This is a genomic window from Streptomyces sp. NPDC059092, assembly GCF_042756365.1.
Taxonomy (GTDB): domain Bacteria; phylum Actinomycetota; class Actinomycetes; order Streptomycetales; family Streptomycetaceae; genus Streptomyces.
The window spans coordinates 24,683-45,319 of sequence record NZ_JBHZEJ010000073.1 but is presented as its reverse complement, the minus strand read 5'-3'; the positions used below and the strand labels follow the sequence as shown (position 1 = coordinate 45,319).

At 72.3% G+C, this 20,637-nt stretch carries 14 protein-coding genes; 11 read left to right on the top strand and 3 right to left on the bottom strand.

Translation table 11 applies throughout. From position 1 onward, the window contains the following. The first annotated feature begins 96 nt into the window (after positions 1-96). The 8 genes from ACFXPL_RS30990 to ACFXPL_RS30955 all read left to right on the top strand — a co-directional run bounded on the left by ACFXPL_RS30990 (position 97) and on the right by ACFXPL_RS30955 (position 11,497). The gene (locus ACFXPL_RS30990) at positions 97-1,353 is read left to right on the top strand and encodes an SLC13 family permease (RefSeq protein ID WP_384925835.1); all 1,257 of its coding nucleotides are present in this window, start codon (positions 97-99) and stop codon (positions 1,351-1,353) included. A gap of 5 nt (positions 1,354-1,358) precedes the next feature. Continuing rightward, positions 1,359-1,871, top strand: a complete 513-nt coding sequence (locus tag ACFXPL_RS30985; RefSeq protein WP_384925833.1) for a universal stress protein — start codon at positions 1,359-1,361, stop codon at positions 1,869-1,871. Between the two features lie 172 nt (positions 1,872-2,043). After that, positions 2,044-4,212, top strand: a complete 2,169-nt coding sequence (locus ACFXPL_RS30980; RefSeq protein WP_384925831.1) for a phosphocholine-specific phospholipase C — start codon at positions 2,044-2,046, stop codon at positions 4,210-4,212. A 187-nt stretch (positions 4,213-4,399) separates the two neighbouring features. Next, a complete protein-coding gene (locus ACFXPL_RS30975) occupies positions 4,400-6,631 on the top strand; it encodes an MMPL family transporter (RefSeq protein ID WP_384925829.1) in 2,232 nt (743 codons plus the stop codon). Positions 6,632-6,663: 32 nt separating this feature from the next. Next, on the top strand, positions 6,664-7,224 hold the full coding sequence (locus ACFXPL_RS30970; RefSeq protein WP_384925827.1) for a GNAT family N-acetyltransferase: 561 nt from the start codon (positions 6,664-6,666) through the stop codon (positions 7,222-7,224). An 88-nt stretch (positions 7,225-7,312) separates the two neighbouring features. Continuing rightward, positions 7,313-7,930: a hypothetical protein gene (locus tag ACFXPL_RS30965; protein WP_384925825.1), complete on the top strand. Its 618-nt coding sequence runs from the start codon at positions 7,313-7,315 to the stop codon at positions 7,928-7,930. 212 nt (positions 7,931-8,142) lie between these two features. Then, positions 8,143-8,316: a hypothetical protein gene (locus tag ACFXPL_RS30960; RefSeq protein WP_384925823.1), complete on the top strand. Its 174-nt coding sequence runs from the start codon at positions 8,143-8,145 to the stop codon at positions 8,314-8,316. A gap of 79 nt (positions 8,317-8,395) precedes the next feature. Continuing rightward, positions 8,396-11,497, top strand: coding sequence for an AAA family ATPase (locus ACFXPL_RS30955; RefSeq protein ID WP_384925821.1), 3,102 nt, complete (start codon positions 8,396-8,398; stop codon positions 11,495-11,497). Between the two features lie 24 nt (positions 11,498-11,521). On the opposite strand, the gene ACFXPL_RS30950 is transcribed toward ACFXPL_RS30955, so the two are convergent. The 3 genes from ACFXPL_RS30950 to ACFXPL_RS30940 all read right to left on the bottom strand — a co-directional run bounded on the left by ACFXPL_RS30950 (position 11,522) and on the right by ACFXPL_RS30940 (position 14,147). Beyond that, positions 11,522-11,785 (bottom strand): DUF6191 domain-containing protein, encoded by a 264-nt coding sequence (locus ACFXPL_RS30950; RefSeq protein WP_384925841.1) that lies wholly within the window; start codon positions 11,783-11,785, stop codon positions 11,522-11,524. Between the two features lie 45 nt (positions 11,786-11,830). Next, positions 11,831-13,000, bottom strand: coding sequence for a PQQ-dependent sugar dehydrogenase (locus ACFXPL_RS30945; RefSeq protein WP_384925819.1), 1,170 nt, complete (start codon positions 12,998-13,000; stop codon positions 11,831-11,833). Between the two features lie 130 nt (positions 13,001-13,130). Continuing rightward, positions 13,131-14,147, bottom strand: a complete 1,017-nt coding sequence (locus ACFXPL_RS30940) for an aldo/keto reductase (RefSeq protein WP_384925817.1) — start codon at positions 14,145-14,147, stop codon at positions 13,131-13,133. 135 nt (positions 14,148-14,282) lie between these two features. Here ACFXPL_RS30940 and ACFXPL_RS30935 point away from each other — a divergent pair, with 135 nt between their 5' ends. From ACFXPL_RS30935 to ACFXPL_RS30925, 3 genes are all read left to right on the top strand, one after another. Next, positions 14,283-15,245 (top strand): 2-hydroxyacid dehydrogenase, encoded by a 963-nt coding sequence (locus tag ACFXPL_RS30935; RefSeq protein WP_384925815.1) that lies wholly within the window; start codon positions 14,283-14,285, stop codon positions 15,243-15,245. 440 nt (positions 15,246-15,685) lie between these two features. Then, a complete protein-coding gene (locus ACFXPL_RS30930) occupies positions 15,686-18,556 on the top strand; it encodes a putative bifunctional diguanylate cyclase/phosphodiesterase (protein WP_384925839.1) in 2,871 nt (956 codons plus the stop codon). Positions 18,557-18,766: 210 nt separating this feature from the next. Then, on the top strand, positions 18,767-20,632 hold the full coding sequence (locus ACFXPL_RS30925) for an acetolactate synthase large subunit (protein ID WP_384925813.1): 1,866 nt from the start codon (positions 18,767-18,769) through the stop codon (positions 20,630-20,632). The last annotated feature ends 5 nt before the right edge of the window (positions 20,633-20,637 follow it).

Sequence of the window (20,637 nt, the reverse complement as noted above, 5' to 3'; positions counted from 1 at the left end):
CCCCAGTGGCTTCGTACGGCGTCGGCGGCCTCGTACGCCGTACCTTCGTGCCCAGGCCGTTTCGAACCACCACGATCACGAGGCTGATCAGATCCTGTGAACACCGTCGCCGCCGAGATCGTCTCCGTCGCCCTGCTGCTCGCCGTGCTGGCGTTCGCCGTCGCGCGCCCGCGCGGCCTGCCCGAGGCCGTCGCCGCCGTCCCCGCGGCCCTGCTGGTCGTCGTCCTCGGGGCGGTCTCGCCGGGGGAGGCGTGGGAGCAGACGCACACCCTGCTGCCCGTGGTCGTCTTCCTCGCGGCCGTGCTCGTCCTCTCCCAGCTCTGCGACGAGGAGGGGCTGTTCACCGCCGCGGGCGATCTGGTGGCGCGGCTGTGCGGCGGCAGGCCGCGGGCGCTGCTCGGCGGGGTGTTCGCCGTCGCCGCCGTCATCACCGCCGTACTCAGCCTGGACGCCACCGTCGTGCTGCTCACGCCGGTGGTCTTCGCGACCGCCGCGCGGGTCGGCGCCCGGCCCCGGCCGCACGTCTACGCCTGTACGCACCTCGCGAACTCCGCGTCCCTGCTGCTGCCGGTCTCCAACCTGACCAATCTGCTGGCGTTCACCGCGAGCGGGCTCTCCTTCACCCGGTTCGCCGCGCTGATGGCCCTGCCGTGGCTGGGCGCGATCGCCGTCGAGTACGTCGTCTTCCGCCGCTTCTTCGCCGCCGACCTGGCCGCCGGGGCGCACCCCCCGAAGACCGACGAGCGGCGCGACGTGCCGGTCTTCACCCTGGTCGTGCTGGGGCTGACGCTGGCCGGGTTCGCCGTCACCTCGTTCGCCGGGATCGAACCGCTGTGGGCGGCCGTCGCCGGTACGGCCGTACTCGCCGTCCGCGCCCTGCGGCAGCGGCGTACGACCCCCGCCAAGCTGCTGCGCGCCGCGTCCCCGCTGTTCTGCCTCTTCGTCCTCGCGCTCGGCGTCGTCGTCAAGGCGGTCGTCGACAACGGCCTGGACACCGGGATCTCCTGGCTGCTGCCCGGCGGCTCCTCCCTGCTCTCGCTGCTGGCCATCGCCGCGATCGCCGCCGTACTGGCCAACGCGATCAACAACCTCCCGGCCATCCTGGCGCTGCTGCCGGTCCTCGCCCCGGCCGGCCCCGGGCCCGTCCTCGCCGCCCTGATCGGGGTCAATCTGGGCCCGAACCTGACCTACGTCGGATCGCTCGCCACGCTGCTGTGGCGGCGCATCCTCCACGAGCACGACGCCGAGCCGAAGATCGGTCACTTCACCCGGCTCGGACTGCTCACCGTGCCTGCCACGCTGGCCGTCTCGACCGTGGCACTGTGGGGCTCTCTGCGACTGATCGGAGGCTGACCGCCGTGCCGCACGCCCTCCCCGCGACCGGTCCGCAGGCGGACGCCACGCCGCGGACCACGCTCGTCTGGGTCACCGAGTCCAATTGGACCGCCTGCGTCGACGCGGCCCGCGAACGCGCCCCGCACGACGCCGTGGTGCTGCTCCACGTCGGCGACGACGAGATCGCCGCGGCGGCGCACCACGCCTACGCGGGGCTCCTCGGCCGGGGCCACCGCCCGGACCGCGACCCCGGCCTCCGGCTCGAAGCCCTCTCCGGTACGGCGGGGGCCGATCTGCTGGAAGCCGCCGCGCACCGGTTCGGCCGGCCCTGCGAACTCCTCGAACACCACGGCCAGGTGGAGCACGAGGTGGTACGGGCGGCGGCCGGCGCCGATCTGCTGGTCTGCGCGCGCGACGGCGACCGCGCCCGACCCGGGCCGCACAGCCTCGGCCGCGCGACGCGCTTCGTGGTCGACCACGCGGCGTGCCCGGTCCTGCTGGTCTGGCCGTACGGGGACGAAGAGGACGGGGAGTAGCGCGCGCCGTCGGCGGGGCGGTCGGTAACGGGCGGGGAGCAGCGGGCGCAGTGGACCGTGAGGCGGTGGGCGGGCGTTGAGGGCCTGGCGGCGGGCCGCGCCCTGAGGACGTTCACCTCATGGACGCGCCGGGGTCTTCCCGCTGCCACCCACTCTCACTAACGTCCGGGACATGTCACCGGAGATGTCGCGCGGAGAGATGTCGCGCAGAAGAGTGCTCGCCCTCGGCTCGGGCGCCGTCGGCGCCGCGGCGGTCGGGTCGGTACTGCCGCCGTCCCTCCAGGCGGCGCTCGCCGCAGGACCCGCGCCCGGCGGGCTGCACGCGATCAAGCACGTGGTCGTGCTCATGCAGGAGAACCGGTCCTTCGACCACTACTTCGGCGCCCTGCGCGGCGTACGGGGCTTCGGCGACCGCAACGCCGTCGAGCTGCCCTCAGGGAAGCCCGTGTTCGCGCAGCCGGCCCCGTCGGGCGGCACCGTCCTGCCGTTCTCCGTACGGGACGCCGCCGCGACACAGCGCAAGGACCTCCAGTACATCGGCGCCCTCGACCACTCCTGGGACGGCGGCGCCGCGGCCTGGAACAACGGCTGGATGGACGGCTGGGTCTCCGCCAAGACGGCCGCCACCATGGCCCACTACGACCGGCGCGACATCCCGCTCCACTACGAGCTGGCCGACACGTTCACCATCTGCGACGCCTACCACTCGTCCGTCCACACCTCCACGAGCCCCAACCGCAACCACCTCTGGAGCGGCTGGACCGGCTTCGAGGCCGACGGGCGGCGCGCCGTCGGCAACGACGCGTACGACGAGGGCACCCACCCCGGCTACCCGTGGCCGACCTACGCCGAGCGGCTGGAGAAGGCGGGCCGGAGCTGGCGCACGTACACCGAGTGGGAGAACTTCACCGACAACAACATCGAGTTCTTCACCACGTTCAAGGAAGTGGCCCGTAAGGCGCTCACCCGGGCCCGCGCACTGCCAGGACAGCGCGGCGCCGCGGGCTTCACCTACATGGAGGCGTTCTACGCCGCCGTACGCGCCACCGACGACGCCACCGAGCGCGCGCGGCTGCTCGCCGCCCTGGAGGAGGGTGTCGCCGGGCTCACCGCCCCCGAGCGGTCGCTCTTCGAGCGCGGGCTGCGCCGCGTCGAGACCGGGACGCTCGCCGCGGCGTTCCGCGCCGACGTGGCGGCCGGGACGCTGCCGGAGGTGTCGTACCTGGTGCCCTCCGCGATCGACTCCGAGCACCCCGGCTCCTCGTCGCCGGTGGCCAGCGCCTCGCTCGTCTACCAGGTGCTGGACGCGCTCGGCGCGCATCCGGACGTCTGGCGGCAGACCGTCGTACTGATCAACTACGACGAGAACGACGGCTTCTTCGACCATGTGCCGCCGCCGGTGCCGCCGGTGGACGACCCCGACGAGCGCTGGCAGGGCCGCCCCACCGGGCTCGGTATCCGGGTTCCGCTGCTGGTCGTCTCGCCCTGGACCGTGGGCGGCTACGTCTGCTCGCAGGTCTTCGACCACACTTCGGTGATCCGCTTCCTGGAGCGGTGGACGGGGGTCGCTGAGCCCAATATCACCCCCTGGCGGCGCGCCGCCACCGGCGACCTGACCTCGGCGTTCGACTTCCGGCGTGGCCGCGTGCTGCCCGAGGTGGAGCAGCCGGGGGCGATCCCGCCGTTCACCGGCCGCTGGCAGCCGCTGCCCCCGGCCGAGCAGCGGATGCCCGTACAGGAGAAGGGCGCGCGCCCCGCCAGGCCGTTGCCGTACCAGCCGGACGCGCACGGGCGGGTCGGCGCGGACGGGCGGACGTTCACGGTCGCGCTCAGCAACACGGGCCCGGCCGGTGCCCACTTCGCGCTCTACCCGTACGCCGGCGAGTTCGCGATCCCACAGCACCGCGTTGTAAGGGGCAGGGCGCAATGGACGGTGCCCCTTACCGGCGGGAGCCGTACGGAGCGTGACGCCTACCGTTTCACGATCACCGGGCCGAACGGCTTCCGCCGCGAGTTCGCCGGTCCGGTCGCCGAGGCCGGGGCCGAGGTCGCCTCGTCCGTCGACCACCACGACCGCGATCTGCACCTCACCCTGACCAACCGGGGCACGCGGCCCGTCACCTTCACCGTGCGGCCCCTCGGATACGTCGACGAGGCCGATCTGGACGGCTGGACGCGCCGGATCACCGTGAAGCCGGGCCGCAGCAGGGGCGTCGTGCACTCGGCGGCCGACGCGCACGGCTGGTACGACATCGAGGTCACCACCGACGGCTCGGGCACCCCGTTCCGCCGCCGTCTCATGGGCCATATCGAGAACGGACGGGCGAGCGTCGCGGGTTGACGGCGGGGTGACACCCCCCGCGCGGTCACGAGAACCATTACTGTGAGTAAGGCCACCAATCGGACAAAGGATCACTAAGGATCTCTTTCGGCTGCGAGAGTAGCTCTCCGTAGGTCACGCGTTCTTTGCGGGCACCCTCAGGGGCCGTTCCCGGTAAAGATCCATGAACCACTCAGGGAGCAGTCCTTTGGCAGCCCTCGCGCGATGGTGCGTCACCCACCGGCTTCTCGCCGTCCTCCTCTGGCTGCTCGCGCTCGGCGGCGCCTCGGCCGCCGCGGGCGTGATGGGGACCTCGTACTCCAACGACTACGAGGTCCCCGGCACCGAGTCCGGCCGGGCCACCCAGCTTCTCGGCACGGCCTTCCCCGGGCTCGGCGGGGACAGCAACACCATCGTCTGGCACACGGAGCGCGGCTCCGTCCGCGACGCCGCCGTCGAGGTGCGGACCGGGGAGATGCTGGGCCAGGTCGCCGAGCTGCCCGGTGTCTCCTCCGTCGTGAGCCCGTACGCGGCCGAGGGCGCCGAGCAGATCAGCGGGGACGGCCGTACCGCCTACGCGCGGATCACCTTCGACCGGCAGGCCGACGAGATCCCGCAGTCCCAGGCACGGGCGCTGGTGGACACCGCGACCTCCGTGGAAGGGACGTCCGTGGAAGGGGCGCACAAGGGCCTTGAGGTCGAGCTGGGCGGCAGCGCCGTCGCCCTCACCGAGGCCACCTCCGCGCACACCGCCGAGATCGTCGGCGTGGCCGTGGCGGCCGTCGTGCTCTTCCTCGCCTTCGGCTCGCTCGCCGCCGGCCTGCTGCCCATCGCGACCGCGCTGGTCTCCGTCGGCACCGCGTACGCGGGCATCGTCCTGCTCGGCCACGCCATGACGGTCGCCGACTTCGCGCCCATGCTCGGTCTGCTCATCGGGCTCGGTGTCGGGATCGACTACGCGCTGTTCATCGTCGTACGGCACCGTAAGGGCCTTCAGCGCGGACTGACCGTTCCCGAGGCCGCGGTGAGCGCCGTCGCCACCACCGGCCGGGCCGTCGTCTTCGCCGGCGCCACCGTCTGCATCGCCCTCCTCGGCATGCTGATCCTGCGCCTCAGCTTCCTCAACGGGGTCGCGATCGCCGCCTCGCTGACGGTCGTCCTGACCGTCGCCGCGTCCGTGACCCTGCTGCCCGCCCTGCTCTCCTTCATCGGCACGCGCGCGCTGAGCCGGCGCCAGCGCGCCCGGCTCGCCGCCCACGGGCCGCGGCCGGACCTCCCCACCGGCTTCGCCGTCCGCTGGTCCCTCTTCGTCGAACGCCACCCCAAGCTGCTGGGCGCCGTGGCGACCGTGGTGATGCTGATCCTCGCGCTGCCCACCTTCGCGCTCCACCTCGGCACCTCCGACCAGGGCAACAACCCCGCCACGGCCACCACCCGCAAGGCGTACGACCGGCTCGCCGAAGGATTCGGGCCCGGCGTCAACGGTCCGCTGACGCTGGTCGCGCACCTCGACAGCGCCGCCGACCGGCTCGCCATGGACCAGCTCCCCGACGCACTCCGCACCACCGAGGGCGTCGCCTCGGTCGGCCCCATCGCCTTCAACGGAAGCGGCGACACCGCGCTGCTCACCGTCGTACCGGAGTCGTCGCCGCAGTCGCGGCACACCAGCGACCTGGTCGACCGGCTCCGCGACGACGTCCTGCCCACGGCGGCGGCCGGCACCTCCCTGGCGGTGTACGTCGGCGGCGTCACCGCGAGCTACGACGACTTCGCGGACATCATCGTCGGCAAGCTCCCCCTCTTCGTCGGGGTGGTCATCACCCTGGGCTGTCTGCTCCTGCTGCTGGCGTTCCGCTCCGTGGGCATCCCCCTCAAGGCCGCGCTGATGAACGTGGCCGCCGTCGCCTCGTCCTTCGGGGTCGTCGTCGCGATCTTCCAGTGGGGATGGGGGAGTGAGCTGCTGGGGCTCGGCAGCGCGGGGCCCATCGAACCCTTCCTGCCCGTGATCATGGTCTCGGTGCTCTTCGGGCTCTCCATGGACTACCAGGTCTTCCTGGTCAGCCGGATGTACGAGGAGTGGCTGGAGACCGGCGACAACGCGCGGGCCGTGCGGGTGGGGCTCTCCGAGACCGGCCGGGTGATCAACTCGGCGGCCGTCATCATGATCTCGGTCTTCCTCGCCTTCGTGCTGAGCGGCGACCGCGTCATCGCCATGTTCGGCATCGCCCTGGCCACCGCGGTCGCGCTGGACGCCTTCGTACTCCGTACGCTCCTGGTCCCCGCCCTGATGCATCTGCTCGGCGGCGCCAACTGGTGGCTGCCGCGCACCGTGGACCGCTGGCTCCCGCGCATCAGCATCGAGGCGCCGGAGTGCCGCGAACGTGCGAAGATCCCCGTGCCGCACGAGCGCGAGCACGAGCACACGCCACTCGTCCGGTGAACCGCACGACACGCACCGCAGGGGGGATCACCATGTTCGCTGTACCGCTGGGCGACGACGCCCACCTGCGCCCGCTGGAGAGCTGGCAGGCGGAGGAGTTCCTGGCCCACATGGACCGCGCCAGGGACTTGGTGGACGAGCACATCCAGCTCGCCCGGGCCGTCACGGACCTGGAGTCCGCGCGGGCGCTCCTCACCTCGTACGCGCGGAAACAGGCCGCCGACACAGGGCGCGTCTACGGGATCTGGCGCGGCCCCACCCTCGTCGGCGGGGTCCTCTTCCGCGTCTTCGACGCGTCCGCGGGCAACTGCGAGGTCGGCTGCTGGCTGGAGCCCGCGGCGACGGGGCGCGGCCTGGTCACGCGCGCCGCCGCCGTCCTGATCGACTGGGCGGTCGAGGAGCGCGGGATGCACCGCGTCGAATGGCTCGTCTCGTCGGAGAACGCGGCCAGCATCCGGGTCGCCCGTCGGCTCGGGATGACCCGGGACGGGGTGCTGCGCCAGAACTACCCGTACCGGGGAGTACGCCACGACACGGAGGTATGGGCCGTCCTCGCCCCGGAGTGGCGCGCACGGCCCGGTACGCCGAGCTGATCAACCGCTGATCACGATACGGCTGCCCCCGGGAGTGAATTTCCGCGTTCTCAGGAAGTTCTCAGAACTGGCCCCTAGCGTGCGACGTATGAAGTCCACCCCCGAGACCCAGACCCCCGAGCCGGAGACGGCCGAGGCCCCCACCACCAAGGCGGCCGAGTCCCAGGCCGATCTGAAGAAGACCGAGACCCCCGGCGACACGTCCGACATTGCTGGCGCCACCACGGACGCCACAGCCAAGGACACCGCCCCGGCCGCCGGCCTCGACGAGGACGAGGCGGCCGGCGAGGACGACGAGCTCGACCTCCTTGAGGGCGCCCCCGCGGCGTCGTCCGGCCTCGGCGCCGCCGCGGCGGCCGTCGTCGCCGTCTGCCTCGGGATCGTCGCCCTCACCGGCACCTGGACCAGCAAGGTCCTCGCCGAGCGCCAGGGCCTCGTAGGACAGCTCAAGACCGGCCAGTCCGCCACCGCCGAGCAGCAGATCTCCGCGATCTACGGCGACGCCTGGCACGTCACGGCCGCCGTCAACGGCGGGGTCGCCCTCGTGGCCCTGCTCCTCGGCGTGATCGTGCTGACGCTGCCTCAGCGCGACGGCTGGGTACGGCCCTTCGCGCTCGCCGGTGCCGTACTCGGCTTCCTGGGGCTGCTGATCTCCATGGCCATGTACTTCGACCTCTTCGCCGCGCTTCCTGCCACCGGCGCCTGAGGCCGCTTCCCCCCCCACGTCCCCCCCACCCGGTCTAAGGTCTGAGCGGCTTACGCCGCCGGGGCCTTAGGCCGTACGTATGTCCGGCCCCGCTTTCTAAGGCCCCGGGGCCCGTCAAGATGCGGCACTCTCCCGATGCGGCCCCGCCCCCTGGGAGACGAAGGTAGAGGCATCACCAGACGCCCCACCGCCTTCGCTCCAGGGAGCCCCCGATGTTCGAGTACGAACTCCAGAAGATCCACGCCGCCGAACTGATCCGCAGGGCCGAGCACCAGCGGCTCGTCCGGGAGGCCGGCGCGGCCCGTCGCTGGGCCCGGCGAACCGCCAGGAACGCCCCGGAGGGGCGGGTGAGTCAACTCCGCGGCCGGTTCGACCGCGCCGCCTGACCCCGGCCCGATCCCTGTCCGGCCGCCGCCCTGGAGTGACGGTCGGCCCCACCGCCCCCGTCCGATAACAAGTGCCGTGATGTCAGAGGGCTGTGCGATGCTCAGCGATGTGGAGACCAGGTCGCTCAGTCCGGTGTTCGTCGGCAGGTCGGCCGAGTTCACCGCGCTCACGTCAGCGCTCGCCCGCGCCACCGCGGGCGAGCCCCAGGCCGTGCTCGTGGGCGGTGAGGCCGGCGTCGGCAAGACCCGCCTCATCGAGGAGCTGCACCGGGCGGCCTGCGACGAGAAGGCCGTCGTCGCGATCGGCGGATGCGTCGAGATCGGCGCGGACGGACTGCCGTTCGCGCCCTTCTCCGCCGCCCTGCGCTCCCTGCGCCGCCGACTGCCCGACGAGCTGATGGCCGCGGCCGAAGGGCAGCAGGACGAGCTGGCCAGGATCCTCCCCGAGCTGGGCCACTCCGACCGGGACGCGCTGGGCGAGGACGGCACCGCCCGGCTCTTCGAGCTGACCGCACGCCTGCTGGAGCGGCTGGCCGCCGACCGTACGATCGTGCTCATCCTGGAGGACCTGCACTGGGCGGACACCTCCACCCGCCATCTCCTCGCCTATCTCTTCCGCTCCCTGCGCCGCGGCCGGCTCGTCGTGATCGGCACCTACCGCGCCGACGACCTGCACCGCCGCCATCCGCTGCGCCCGCTCCTCGCCGAGCTGGACCGGCTGCGCTCCGTCCGCCGTATCGAACTCTCCCGCTTCAACCGCGCCGAGGTGCGCGGCCAGCTCACCGGCATCCTCGCCACCGAACCGGGCCCCGACCTGCTGGAACAGATCTTCGAACGCTCGGACGGGAACGCGTTCTTCGTGGAGGAGCTGGCCTGCTCCATCGGTTCGGGCTGCCGCACCGGGCTCAGCGACTCCCTGCGCGATCTGCTGCTCGTACGGGTCGAGGCGCTGCCCGAGGACGCCCAGCGGGTCGCCAGGATCGTCGCCGAGGGCGGCACCACCGTCGAGTACCGGCTGCTGCTGGCCGTCGCCGGGCTCCCCGAGGACGACCTGATCGAGGCGCTGCGGGCCGCCGTCGGCGCCAACATCCTGCTGCCGACGGCGGACGGGGACGGGTACCGCTTCCGCCACTCCCTCGTCCGCGAGGCCGTCAGCGACGACCTGCTGCCCGGCGAGCGCTCCCGGCTCAACCGCAGGTACGCGGAGGTGCTGGAGGCCGGCCCCTCGCTCGTCAGGGCCGATGAGCGGACGACCCGCCTCGCCAGCCACTGGTACCACGCCCACGACCCGGCGAAGGCGCTGCCCGCCGTCCTCCTCGCCTCCGTGGAGGCCCGCGAGCGGTACGCGCACGCCGAGCAACTGCGCCTGCTCGAAAGGGCCATGGAGCTGTGGGACGACGCCCCGAAGGAGGTACGCGCGACTCTGCGCCCGCCGGACGACATAGAGGTGTACCCGCCCTGCGGGGGCCCCGCCGAGTCGTCACCCCCGCGTTACCTCGACCTGATGGCCGAGGCGACGGTCGCCGCGCGCGCCGGCGGCGAGCGCGAACGCGCCCTGGCGATAGCCAAGAAGGCCATGCGTCTCCTGGAGGGCGAGTCGGAGGGGAAGGACCCGCTGCGCGCCGCCTGGTTCTGGATCCAGCGCTCCCGGCTCGTCCAGGACCTCACCCGGGGCGACGGCTGGAGCGAACTGGCCAACGCCCAGGAGCTGGTGCGCGGACTCCAGCCCTCCGCCGTGCACGCGGAGGTCCTCGCCAACGTCGCGTCCTGGGGCGCCCTGCACCGGCCGGGACCCGAGAGCCTGGCCGCCGCCGACAGGGCCGTGGAGTACGCCCGGCTGGTCGGCGCCGAACGCACCGAACTGCACGCCCGGCTCACCCGGGGCTGGCTCACCGCCGACGCGGGCGGCGTCGAGGAAGGCATCGCCGAGATCTACGCGGCGCGCGACCGGGCCGCCGAGCTGGGCGCCGTCGGCATCCTCGGCCGCGCCAGCAACAACCTGCCGTCCACCCTGGAGAGCATGGGCCGCTCGGAGGAGGCGGTGACGACCGCCCGCGACGGCGTGGCCTTCAGCCACCAGCGCGGACTCACCGACACCGAGGCGTGGGTCCGTACGAATCTGGCCCAGTCCCTCTTCTCCCTGGGCCGCTGGGCGGAGGCGGACACGGTCCTCGACGAGACCGTGGAGCTGGCGCGGTCCAACAAGGCGCGCGCCCTGCTCGCCGTACGCCGCGGGGAACTCGCCCTCCTCAGAGGGGCCTTCGACGAGGCGGAGCGCCAGGTGGAGCTGAATCGTGGCTTCATGGGCACCCATGACCTCCAGCCGCAGCACATCATCACCCCGGTCCGGCTGACGATGGTCATAGCGGCCCGGCGCGGCGCGCTGGCCGAGGCACGCGCCGAGTTCGAGCGGATGGCCACGGGCGGCTTCCCGATCGGCACCCACCGGTACGCGCTGCCGCTGCTCTGCACGGCCGCGGCGATCGAGGCGGACGCCAGGGGCCTGCCCGGCGCCGAGGCGGGCCGCGCGGAGGTACTGGCGACGGTCCGCACCCACGCCAGGCGGCTGCCGACACTCGTCCCCGTCTGGGCGGCGTACGGGCTCATGCTGGAGGCCGAACTGGCGCGCGCGGAAGGCCGGGACGGGCCGAAACTCTGGGCGCGCGCGGTGCAGGCCTTCAGCGATGTGGAGCGCCCCTACGAGCTGGCGCTCACCCGGCTGCGCTGGGCGGCGGCGCTGCTCGGCTCGGGCGCCGGCCGTACGGACCCGGCGGCCCTGCTCGACCTGGCGCACACCACCGCGGCGGAGCTCGGCGCGCGCCCGCTGGCCGAGGAGATCACCCTGCTCGCCGGACGGGCCAGGATCGCCCTCGGCGCGGCCTCCGCGGGCGGTACGGGGCGGGCCTCAGGCCGGGTACCGGGGCCCCGGCGCGGCGGAAGGAGCCAGGAGGCCACGGCCGATCCGCTGCGCGAGCTGGGGCTCACCCGCCGCGAGCAGGACGTCCTGCGGCTGGTCTCGGCGGGGCACAGCAACCGCAGGATCGCGGAGGAGCTGTACATCTCCCCGAAGACCGCCAGCGTCCATGTCTCCAACATCCTGGCGAAACTGGGAGTCTCGGGCCGGACCGAAGCCGCGGCGCTCGCCCACCGGCTGCGCCTCTTCCCGGACCTCGCGGCCTGAGGACGCCGGCCCGAACACCGGCGGCTATTCCCCGGGCTTCCCGGAATCCTCAGAACCCCCGGAATCCTCGGGCTTCGCCGCTTCCTCGCGGTCGGTCGATCCGGTCGATCCGGTCGCATCGGCGGATTCCGCGGTATCGGTCGGAACCCGTATCGTGACTTTTCCCGAAGAGAGGTCTATGGGCCCCTGACCAGGGTCGTTGTCGTCGACATCCACCCTGCTCAGTTCCAGCCGTTTCTGCTCCTCGTGCGTGTGTTTGCGGCCCGGGGCGAAAATCTCCTCGATCATGTTGAACACGGCATGCCCACCCTCGTGATACGCATTGCTACGGAACTACGAAACCTCCAGCAGAAGGATCCGGTCGTCCCCCGGCCCTGGCGTGCCCCGGGTGTCGGTCTCGCTGGTCACGAGCCACACCCGGTTTCCACCGGCGGCGAGGACCGTACGCAGACGGCCGTACTCCCCCTCCAGGAACGCCTGGGGATCGGCCGAGGATTCCCGCCCCGCCAGCGGAATCCGCCAGAGCCGCTCACCGCGCAGCCCCGCCATCCAGATCGAGCCCCGCGCGTACGCGATACCGCTGGGCGACGCCTCACCCGTACGCCACTGTTCCACCGGGTCCACATAGCCGGCCTTTCCGGCCTTCCCTTCGGCGACCGGCCAGCCGTAATTCTTCCCGGGCTCGATCAGGTTCAGTTCGTCCCAGGTGTTCTGTCCGAATTCGGCGGCCCACAGCCGCTTCCCGGAATCCCAGGCCAGGCCCTGCACATTGCGGTGCCCCAGCGAATAGACCAGCGAATCAGGCTCCGGATTCCCGTGCACCGGTTGGCCGTCCGGCGTCATCCGCAGGATCTTCCCGGCCAGCGACTCCTTGTCCTGGGCGAGCCCCGTGTCCCCCGTCTCGCCGGTGCCCGCGTAGAGCATCTTGTCCGGTCCGAAGGCGATCCGGCCGCCGTTGTGGACGGTGCCCTTGGGGATGCCCCGCAGCACCGTGTCGGGGGCGCCCAGCTGCTGCCCCGCGGGCTTCTTCGTGTCGTGGAACATCCGGGCGATGCGGTTGTCCCCTGCCGTGGTGAAGTACGCGTAGACCAACTGGTCCGAGGCGTACGCGGGGGAGACCGCGATCCCCAGCAGACCGCCCTCGCCCGCCGGGGCGACCCCTGGCACCGAACCCATCACGGTCTTCTCGCCCGTCTCGGCGTCGACCCGGGTGATCGTCCCCTCGTCACGCGAGGAGACCAGCAGATCGCCGTCCGGCAGGGCCGCGAGGCCCCACGGCGACGCGAGCCCCTCGGTGAGCGTCGACACCACCTTCACCGAACCTTTCGCGGGCGCGGGGGACTCGGCGGGCGCCGCCTCCCGTGACGCCGACGCCGACGCGGAGGCGGCCGACGACGAGGGGCCGCGCTCGAACGCCGGGCCCACCCCCTCGTCGGAGGAGCATCCCGTCGCCAGGAGAAGGGCGGCGGCGGCCCCCACGGCCGTCCCTGCTGAACGCTTCACGGTCCCGGTCCCTTCGAAGGCTGCGGCTCTACCTGTTCTTACACCGCGTGCCCCGCGAAGGTTCCCCAACGCGTGGACCAATGTGGTGGATCCAGGCCGAGGGGCGCCTGGCGCGTCCGCCGGATCCGGCCTACTCCCAGGAGGCCAGTACCGGCGGCAGCGCCGCGATCTCGGCCACGTCCCGCGCCGTCAGCTCCAGCTCCGCCGCCCGCGCGTTCTCCACCGCCCACGGCTCCCGCTTCGTCCCCGGCACCGGCACCACCTGCCGCCCCCGCCCCAGCACCCACGCCAGCGCCACCTGCGCCGGCGTCGCCCCGTACCGCCGCGCCACCCGCCGCAGCCCCACCACCAGCGGCTGGTTCGCGGCCATCATCTCCGCCGTGAACCGCGGATGCCTGGCCCGGAGGTCGTCAGGCTCGAACCCCTGCCCCGGGGTGAGCGTGCCCGTCAGAAAACCGTTGCCCAGCGGCATCGCCGCCAGGAAGCCGATGCCGCGCGCCTGGCACCACGGCAGCAGCCGTTCCAGCGCCTCCGGAGACCACACCGACAGCTCCGCCTCCACCGCGCTCACCGGGAACACCTGCTGCACGCGCTCCAACTGACGAATCGTTTCCGCGTGCAGATCCTCGCCGGGGCCACGCCGCGACACCCGCGCCCCCGCACCGGCCGCCCGCGCGCCCACCGCGCACAGCCCCAGCGCCCGTACCTTCCCCGCGCCCACCAGCTCGGCCATCGCCCCCCAGGTCTCCTCGACGGGTATCTCCGGATCGGCGCGGTGGAGCTGGTAGAGATCGATCACATCGGTCCGGAGCCGCCGCAGCGAGGCGTCACAGGCCCGCCGCACATACTTCGGATGACCGTTGGCCACGATGTGCTGATCGCCCACGAGCAGCCCGCACTTGGTGGAGACGAACGCGTCCGAACGCCGCTGCCCGAGCACCCGGCCCAGCAGCAGCTCATTGGTGAACGGGCCGTACATGTCGGCGGTGTCGAGCAGACTCGTCCCGGCGTCCAGCGCCGCGTGCACCGTGCGCACCGAACGCTCGCCGTGCTGCTGGGAGGTGGTGTAGGCCCAGTGCATCGGCATGCAGCCGAGCCCGACCGCACCCACTTCGAGCGCCGCCGCACCGATTGTCCTGCGCTCCAACGCCGTACCCCTCCTCGTGCCACCTTCCAGCTAACCCCATCCACCTGCCCGGGTCCGGCCTCCAGGACCCGTCCGAAGATCTTCTCCGCCCCGTACGCCGGTCCCGGCCCGGGGGCGTCGCATAGCCTCCTGACCATGACTCCTGACGTGTGGCTCCCGATTCCGGCCGACGAGATCGAAGGACTCCCCGAGGGGCTCCGGTACCTCCGGTGGGACGGCGAGGACGCGTTCCCCGCCGACCCCGCCGACTGCGCCTTCTACGTCGTGCCGTACATGCGGCCCCCGGAGGTCTCGATACGGCCGCTCGCCGCGATGACCTCCGTACGCGTCGTCCAGACGCTCTCCGCCGGCATCGACCACGTGGCGCCCGGCCTCGGCGCGCTGCCCGCCGGGGTACGGCTGTGCAACGCCAAGGGCGTCCACGAGGCCAGCACGGCCGAACTCGCCCTCACCCTCACCCTCGCCTCCCTGCGCGGCGTTCCCGGCTACGTACGGGGCCAGGACCGCGAGGAGTGGCGCTCCGGTTTCCGCCCGGCGCTCGCCGACCGGTCCGTGCTGATCGTCGGCTACGGCTCGATCGGCGCAGCCATCGAGGACCGGCTCACTCCGTTCGAGTGCGCGCGGGTGGTACGCGTCGCGCGCTCCGCACGCACCACCGAGCGCGGGGCGGTGCACGCCTTCACCGAACTGCCCGCGCTGCTTCCCGACGCCGATGTCGTGATTCTCTCCACGCCGCTCACCGAAGGGACGAAAGGCCTGGTGGGAGCCGAGTTTCTGGCCCGGATGAAGGACGGCGCCCTGCTGGTGAACGTCGCGCGCGGCGCCGTCGTCGACACCAAGGCGCTCCTCGCGGAGCTGGAGAGTGGCCGGATCGAAGCCGCCCTCGACGTGACCGACCCGGAACCGCTGCCCGCGGGGCATCCCCTCTGGCATGCTCCGGGTGTCCTCATCAGCCCCCACGTCGGCGGACCCACCTCGGCCTTCCTGCCGCGCGCCAAGCGCCTGCTGGCCGGCCAGCTCACCCGGTTCGCCGCCGGGGAGGAGTTGCGGAACGTCGTCCTCACGACGGAAGGACCGACCGGATCACCCGCCGCCTGACCCGCCCCTCGGCCCGCCGCCAGGGCCACCGCCCGCGCTCGCGTCCGCGCTCGTGTCCGCGCCGCCGCCCCCGGCGCCGTCCCGACCTGTCCACGGAGCCCGCCGGCGGCACCGTACGCGCCGCCGCGCGAGCCCCCCGAAACCACGCTCCGCACCTGTCCGGACACCCTCGATACCGAACAACTCCGCTGGTCGTCACGGAGAGTAGAAGAACTATGGCCCTGAGTGACGAGTCTGGTGTATCGTCCCGATCTGGGGGCTGTGCCGCGTGTGGGGCGGCGCAGCGGAGTGACAGGAATCCGAGGGGGGCGACGGGCTATGTACGGCCAATGGACGAACGATCCGACGCGGCAAGGGTGTCGGCGACGGCGACCTCCGGACACTCCGGCGCGCGACCCGCGCCCGCCGGCGGTGACGGTGACGTCTGCCGGGGCCGTCCGGTGAGCGCCGAGGGCGTGTTCGTGAGCGCGCGCCAGGTCTCCGGCGGAAGCAAGGGGCTGGTAGCCCAGCTCCTCCTCGCCCTGATCTGCGCCGGTTACGCCGCCGGCGCGGCGCTGGGCTGGGGATCGGAGAAGCTCGCCCTGATCATGGGCGACTTCGGACTGAGTCTCGCCGCGCTGATCGCCGCGGTCTCCTGCTTCTTCTACGCACGCGGCCACACCAGCCGCTTCCGGCCCGCGTGGCTGCTCTTCTCCTTCTCCTCCGCGATGGCCTCCGCCGGCAACGCGGTCTGGGGGTGGTACGAGGTCGTCCTCGAAGAGCCCGTGCCCAGCCCCTGCCTCGCGGATCTCTTCTTCCTCTGCTTCGCGCCACCCGCCATCGTGGGCCTGCTCGTTCTCGCCAAGCGGCCGGTCAGCAGGGCCGGCTGGGTCTGTCTCGCGCTGGACTCCTGGCTGATCGGCGGCTCGCTGCTCACGCTCTCCTGGAGCCTCGCCCTCGCCCGCACCGCGCAGTTCCAGGGCGAGAGCGTCACCCAGGCCGCGCTCTCGCTCGCCTATCCGCTGCTGGACATCGTCCTCGTCAGCATGGTGCTCGCCCTGCACTTCCGTAAGGCCGCGGGCAGCCGCTCCGCGGTCAACACCGCGATCGCCGCGCTCGCCCTGACGGTGCTGTGCGACGCCCTGTTCACCTCGCCGCTGCTGCGCGAGACCTACCGCTCGGGACAGCTCCTGGACGCGGGCTGGTTCGCCGGGTCGCTGCTCCTCGCGTACGCGCCCTGGGGCGTCCGGCGCGTCCCCGAGCCCAGCGCCCCCGCCCCGTCCCGCGAGGACCGCCACACCCGGCACTCCACGCCGATCGCGGGCTCCCTGGCCGCGCTCACGCCGTATCTCGCCGCGGCCGTGTGCACGCTGGGGATCCTGTACAACGTCACCGAGGACCGCAAGGTCGACCGGGTGGTCGTCCTCACCGGCTGCACGGTCGTGCTCGCCCTGGTGGTACGGCAGGGCATCATGCTCGTCGACAACATCGCCCTCACCCATGAACTGGCCCACAAGGAGAGCCACTTCCGCTCCCTGGTCCAGGGATCCAGCGACGTCATCATGATCGCCGCGCCCTCCGGGATACTCCGCTACGTCAGCCCCGCCGCCACCGGCGTCTACGGACGCGAGGCCGAGGATCTCGTCGGCGCCGAACTCGCCTCGATCATCCACCCCGACGACCTCGGCCGGGTCGTCCACGAAGTGCGCCGCTTCCTGGCCACCCCTCCCACCGAGGAGCCCACGACCCGCATCGAGTGCCGCTTCCGCTCAGGGACCGGCGACTGGCTCAACGTGGAGTCCACCGTCAACCGCCACCAGGGCGGACTGATCTTCAACAGCCGGGACGTCACCGAACGGGTCCGCCTCCAGGCGCAGCTCCAGCACAACGCCGAGCACGACCCGCTCACCGACCTGCCCAACCGGGCGCTGTTCACCCAGCGGGTCAGGCAGGCCCTCTCCGGCCGCCGTACGACCGATCCCGGCACAGCGGTGCTCTTCATCGACCTCGACGGCTTCAAGGGCGTCAACGACCGCCTGGGGCATCAGGTGGGGGACGAACTCCTGATCCTCGCCGCCCACCGGCTCCAGGACTCCGTCAGGGCGGGCGACACCGCGGCCAGGCTCGGCGGCGACGAGTTCGCCGCCATCGTCCTCGGCGACGGCTCCGGTGACCAGGCCGCCCGCGAGTACCAGGTCCACGAGATCGCCGACCGGCTGCGCCTCAAGCTCTCCCAGCCCTACAAGATCGACGGCAACGACGTCCGGGTCGCCGCCTCCATCGGCGTCGCCTTCGCCGAGCCCGGCATAACCCCCACCGACCTCATGCGCAACGCGGACCTCGCCATGTACCGCGCCAAGGCGGGCGGCAAGAACCGCGTCGAGATGTACGCGCCCCAGATGCAGGCCGACGTGGTCCGCAGGACCGAGCTGGCGGCCAGACTGCGCACCGCGCTGCACGACGGCGAGTTCACCCTGCTCCACCAGCCCGTGGTCCACCTCACCTCGGGCCGGGTCTCCGCCGTCGCCGCCCAGGCCCGCTGGCGCTCCGCCCAGGGCATCCTCTTCACCCCGGCCGAGTTCCTGCGCGGCTCCGACGACGGGGACCGCACCTCGGAGCTGGGCCGCTGGCTCCTCGAAGAGGCCGTCAAACAGGCCGCCGACCGCGCCGGGATGGGCTACTCCGCGCCCGTCTCCGTACGGATCCCGGCCCGCAGGCTGCTCGACAAGTCCCTGCCGCTCAGCTCCGTCGAAGCCCTGCTGATCCGCCATGGGCTGCCCTCAGGCGCCCTCATGATCGAGCTGTCCGACAACGACCCGCGCGCCTCCCTGGACGAACTGGAACACCGGCTCGTCGCGCTGCGCCGGCTCGGCGTACGGATCGCGCTCGACGGCTTCGGCAGCGGATACGCGGCGATGAACGCCCTGCGCCGCCTCCCCGTCGACGTGCTGAAACTGGACCGCGGTCTGGTCGAGGGCGTCGTGGAGTCCGGCCGGCTGCACAAGATCACCGCAGGACTGCTGCGGATCGCCTGCGACCTGGGCCTGCAGTCCGTCGCCGAGGGGGTGGACCTCCCCGAGCAGGTGACCGCGCTGCGCGCCATGGGGTGCACCCACGGCCAGGGCATGGCCTTCTCCGGGCCGCTCGACGAGTACCGGCTGCGCCGCGCACTGGTGGCCGGTTCGTACCCCATGCCGGGCACCAACGCCCTGCCCGTCCTCGCGGGCACCGGCGGCGCGCTGCCCGTACGGCGTCCACGGCAGCCCGTCTCCGACCGGATCCCCCGGCCGTCGGTCCGCTCAAATAATGAGACTCCCGTCCCACCCACTTGACAGCCGGGGCGCGCCGGAGGGAGGGTCGGTTCCATGCGCACCCGAATTCTCGTACTTGGACAGCGCGTCGGCTGACGCAGAGCTTCCTTCCCGCTCTGCAGACCGCAACCGACGCGCTCCCCTCGCCTGCCTCACGGCACGAGGGGTTTTTTGTTGCACCGGCACACCACAAAACTCGCAAAAACCCTCAGCTTCGAGAAGAGAATGCCGATGACCGAGCAGGCCACCGGGGCCCACCATCCGCAGCCGCGGGCCCGTAACGGCGGACCGTCCTCCGCCTCAGTCGAGCACGTCACGGGCGCGCAGTCGCTCATCCGGTCTCTTGAAGAGGTGGGCGCCGAGATCGTATTCGGCATCCCCGGCGGCGCCATCCTTCCCGCGTACGACCCGATGATGGACTCCACCCGCGTCCGGCACGTCCTCGTCCGCCACGAGCAGGGCGCGGGCCACGCCGCGACCGGCTACGCCCAGGCCACCGGCAAGGTCGGCGTGTGCATGGCCACCTCGGGGCCCGGCGCCACCAACCTGGTCACCCCGATCGCCGACGCGCACATGGACTCCGTGCCGCTCGTCGCGATCACCGGCCAGGTGGCGAGCAAGGCCATCGGAACGGACGCCTTCCAGGAGGCGGACATCTGCGGCATCACGATGCCGATCACCAAGCACAACTTCCTGGTCACGAAGGCCGAGGACATCCCGCGGACCATCGCCGAGGCGTTCCACATCGCCTCCACGGGCCGGCCGGGCCCCGTCCTGGTCGACATCGCCAAGGACGCCCTCCAGGCCCGTACGTCCTTCTCCTGGCCGCCTACCCAGGACCTGCCCGGCTACCGCCCGGTGACCAAGCCGCACGCCAAGCAGATCCGCGAGGCCGCCCGGCTGATCACCCACGCCGAGCGCCCCGTCCTGTACGTCGGCGGCGGCGTCATCAAGGCCGGCGCCACCGCCGAGCTGAAGGTCCTCGCCGAGCTGACCGGCGCCCCCGTCACCACCACCCTGATGGCGCTGGGCGCCTTCCCCGACAGCCACCCGCTGCACGTGGGGATGCCGGGCATGCACGGTGCGGTCACCGCCGTCACCGCGCTCCAGAAGGCCGACCTGATCGTCGCCCTCGGCGCCCGCTTCGACGACCGCGTCACCGGCAAGCTGGACAGCTTCGCCCCGTACGCCAAGATCGTCCACGCGGACATCGACCCCGCCGAGATCGGCAAGAACCGTATCGCGGACGTGCCGATCGTCGGGGACGCCCGCGAGGTCCTCGCCGACCTCGTCCAGGCCGTCCAGGCGGAGCACACCGAGGGCCATGTCGGCGCGGCCGCCCAGGCCGGGTACGCGGCGTGGTGGCGCGACCTCAACCGCTGGCGCGAGACCTACCCCCTCGGCTACGAGCAGCCCGGTGACGGCTCGCTCTCGCCGCAGCAGGTCATCCAGCGCGTCGGCCAGCTGGCGCCCGAGGACACGATCTTCGCCGCGGGCGTCGGCCAGCACCAGATGTGGGCCGCGCACTTCATCGAGTACGAGAAGCCCGCCACCTGGCTGAACTCCGGCGGCGCCGGGACCATGGGGTACGCCGTCCCGGCAGCCATGGGCGCCAAGGCGGGGCAGCCGGACCGTACCGTCTGGGCGATCGACGGCGACGGCTGCTTCCAGATGACCAACCAGGAACTCACCACCTGCGCGCTCAACAACATCCCGATCAAGGTCGCGATCATCAACAACGGGGCGCTCGGGATGGTCCGCCAGTGGCAGACCCTCTTCTACAACCAGCGCTACTCCAACACCGTCCTGCACGCGGGACAGGACAACGGGGGCGGCCCCAGCGGCGGCACCCGCGTCCCGGACTTCGTCAAGCTGTCCGAGGCCATGGGCTGTGTCGCCCTGCGCTGCGAGTCCCCGGACGATCTCGACGCGGTCATCGCGAAGGCGAACGCGATCAACGACCGCCCCGTCGTGGTCGACTTCATCGTCCACGAGGACGCCCAGGTGTGGCCGATGGTCGCCGCAGGCACCTCCAACGACGAGGTCATGGCCGCCCGGGGCATCCGCCCCGACTTCGGCGACAGCGCCGACGACTGAGCCGC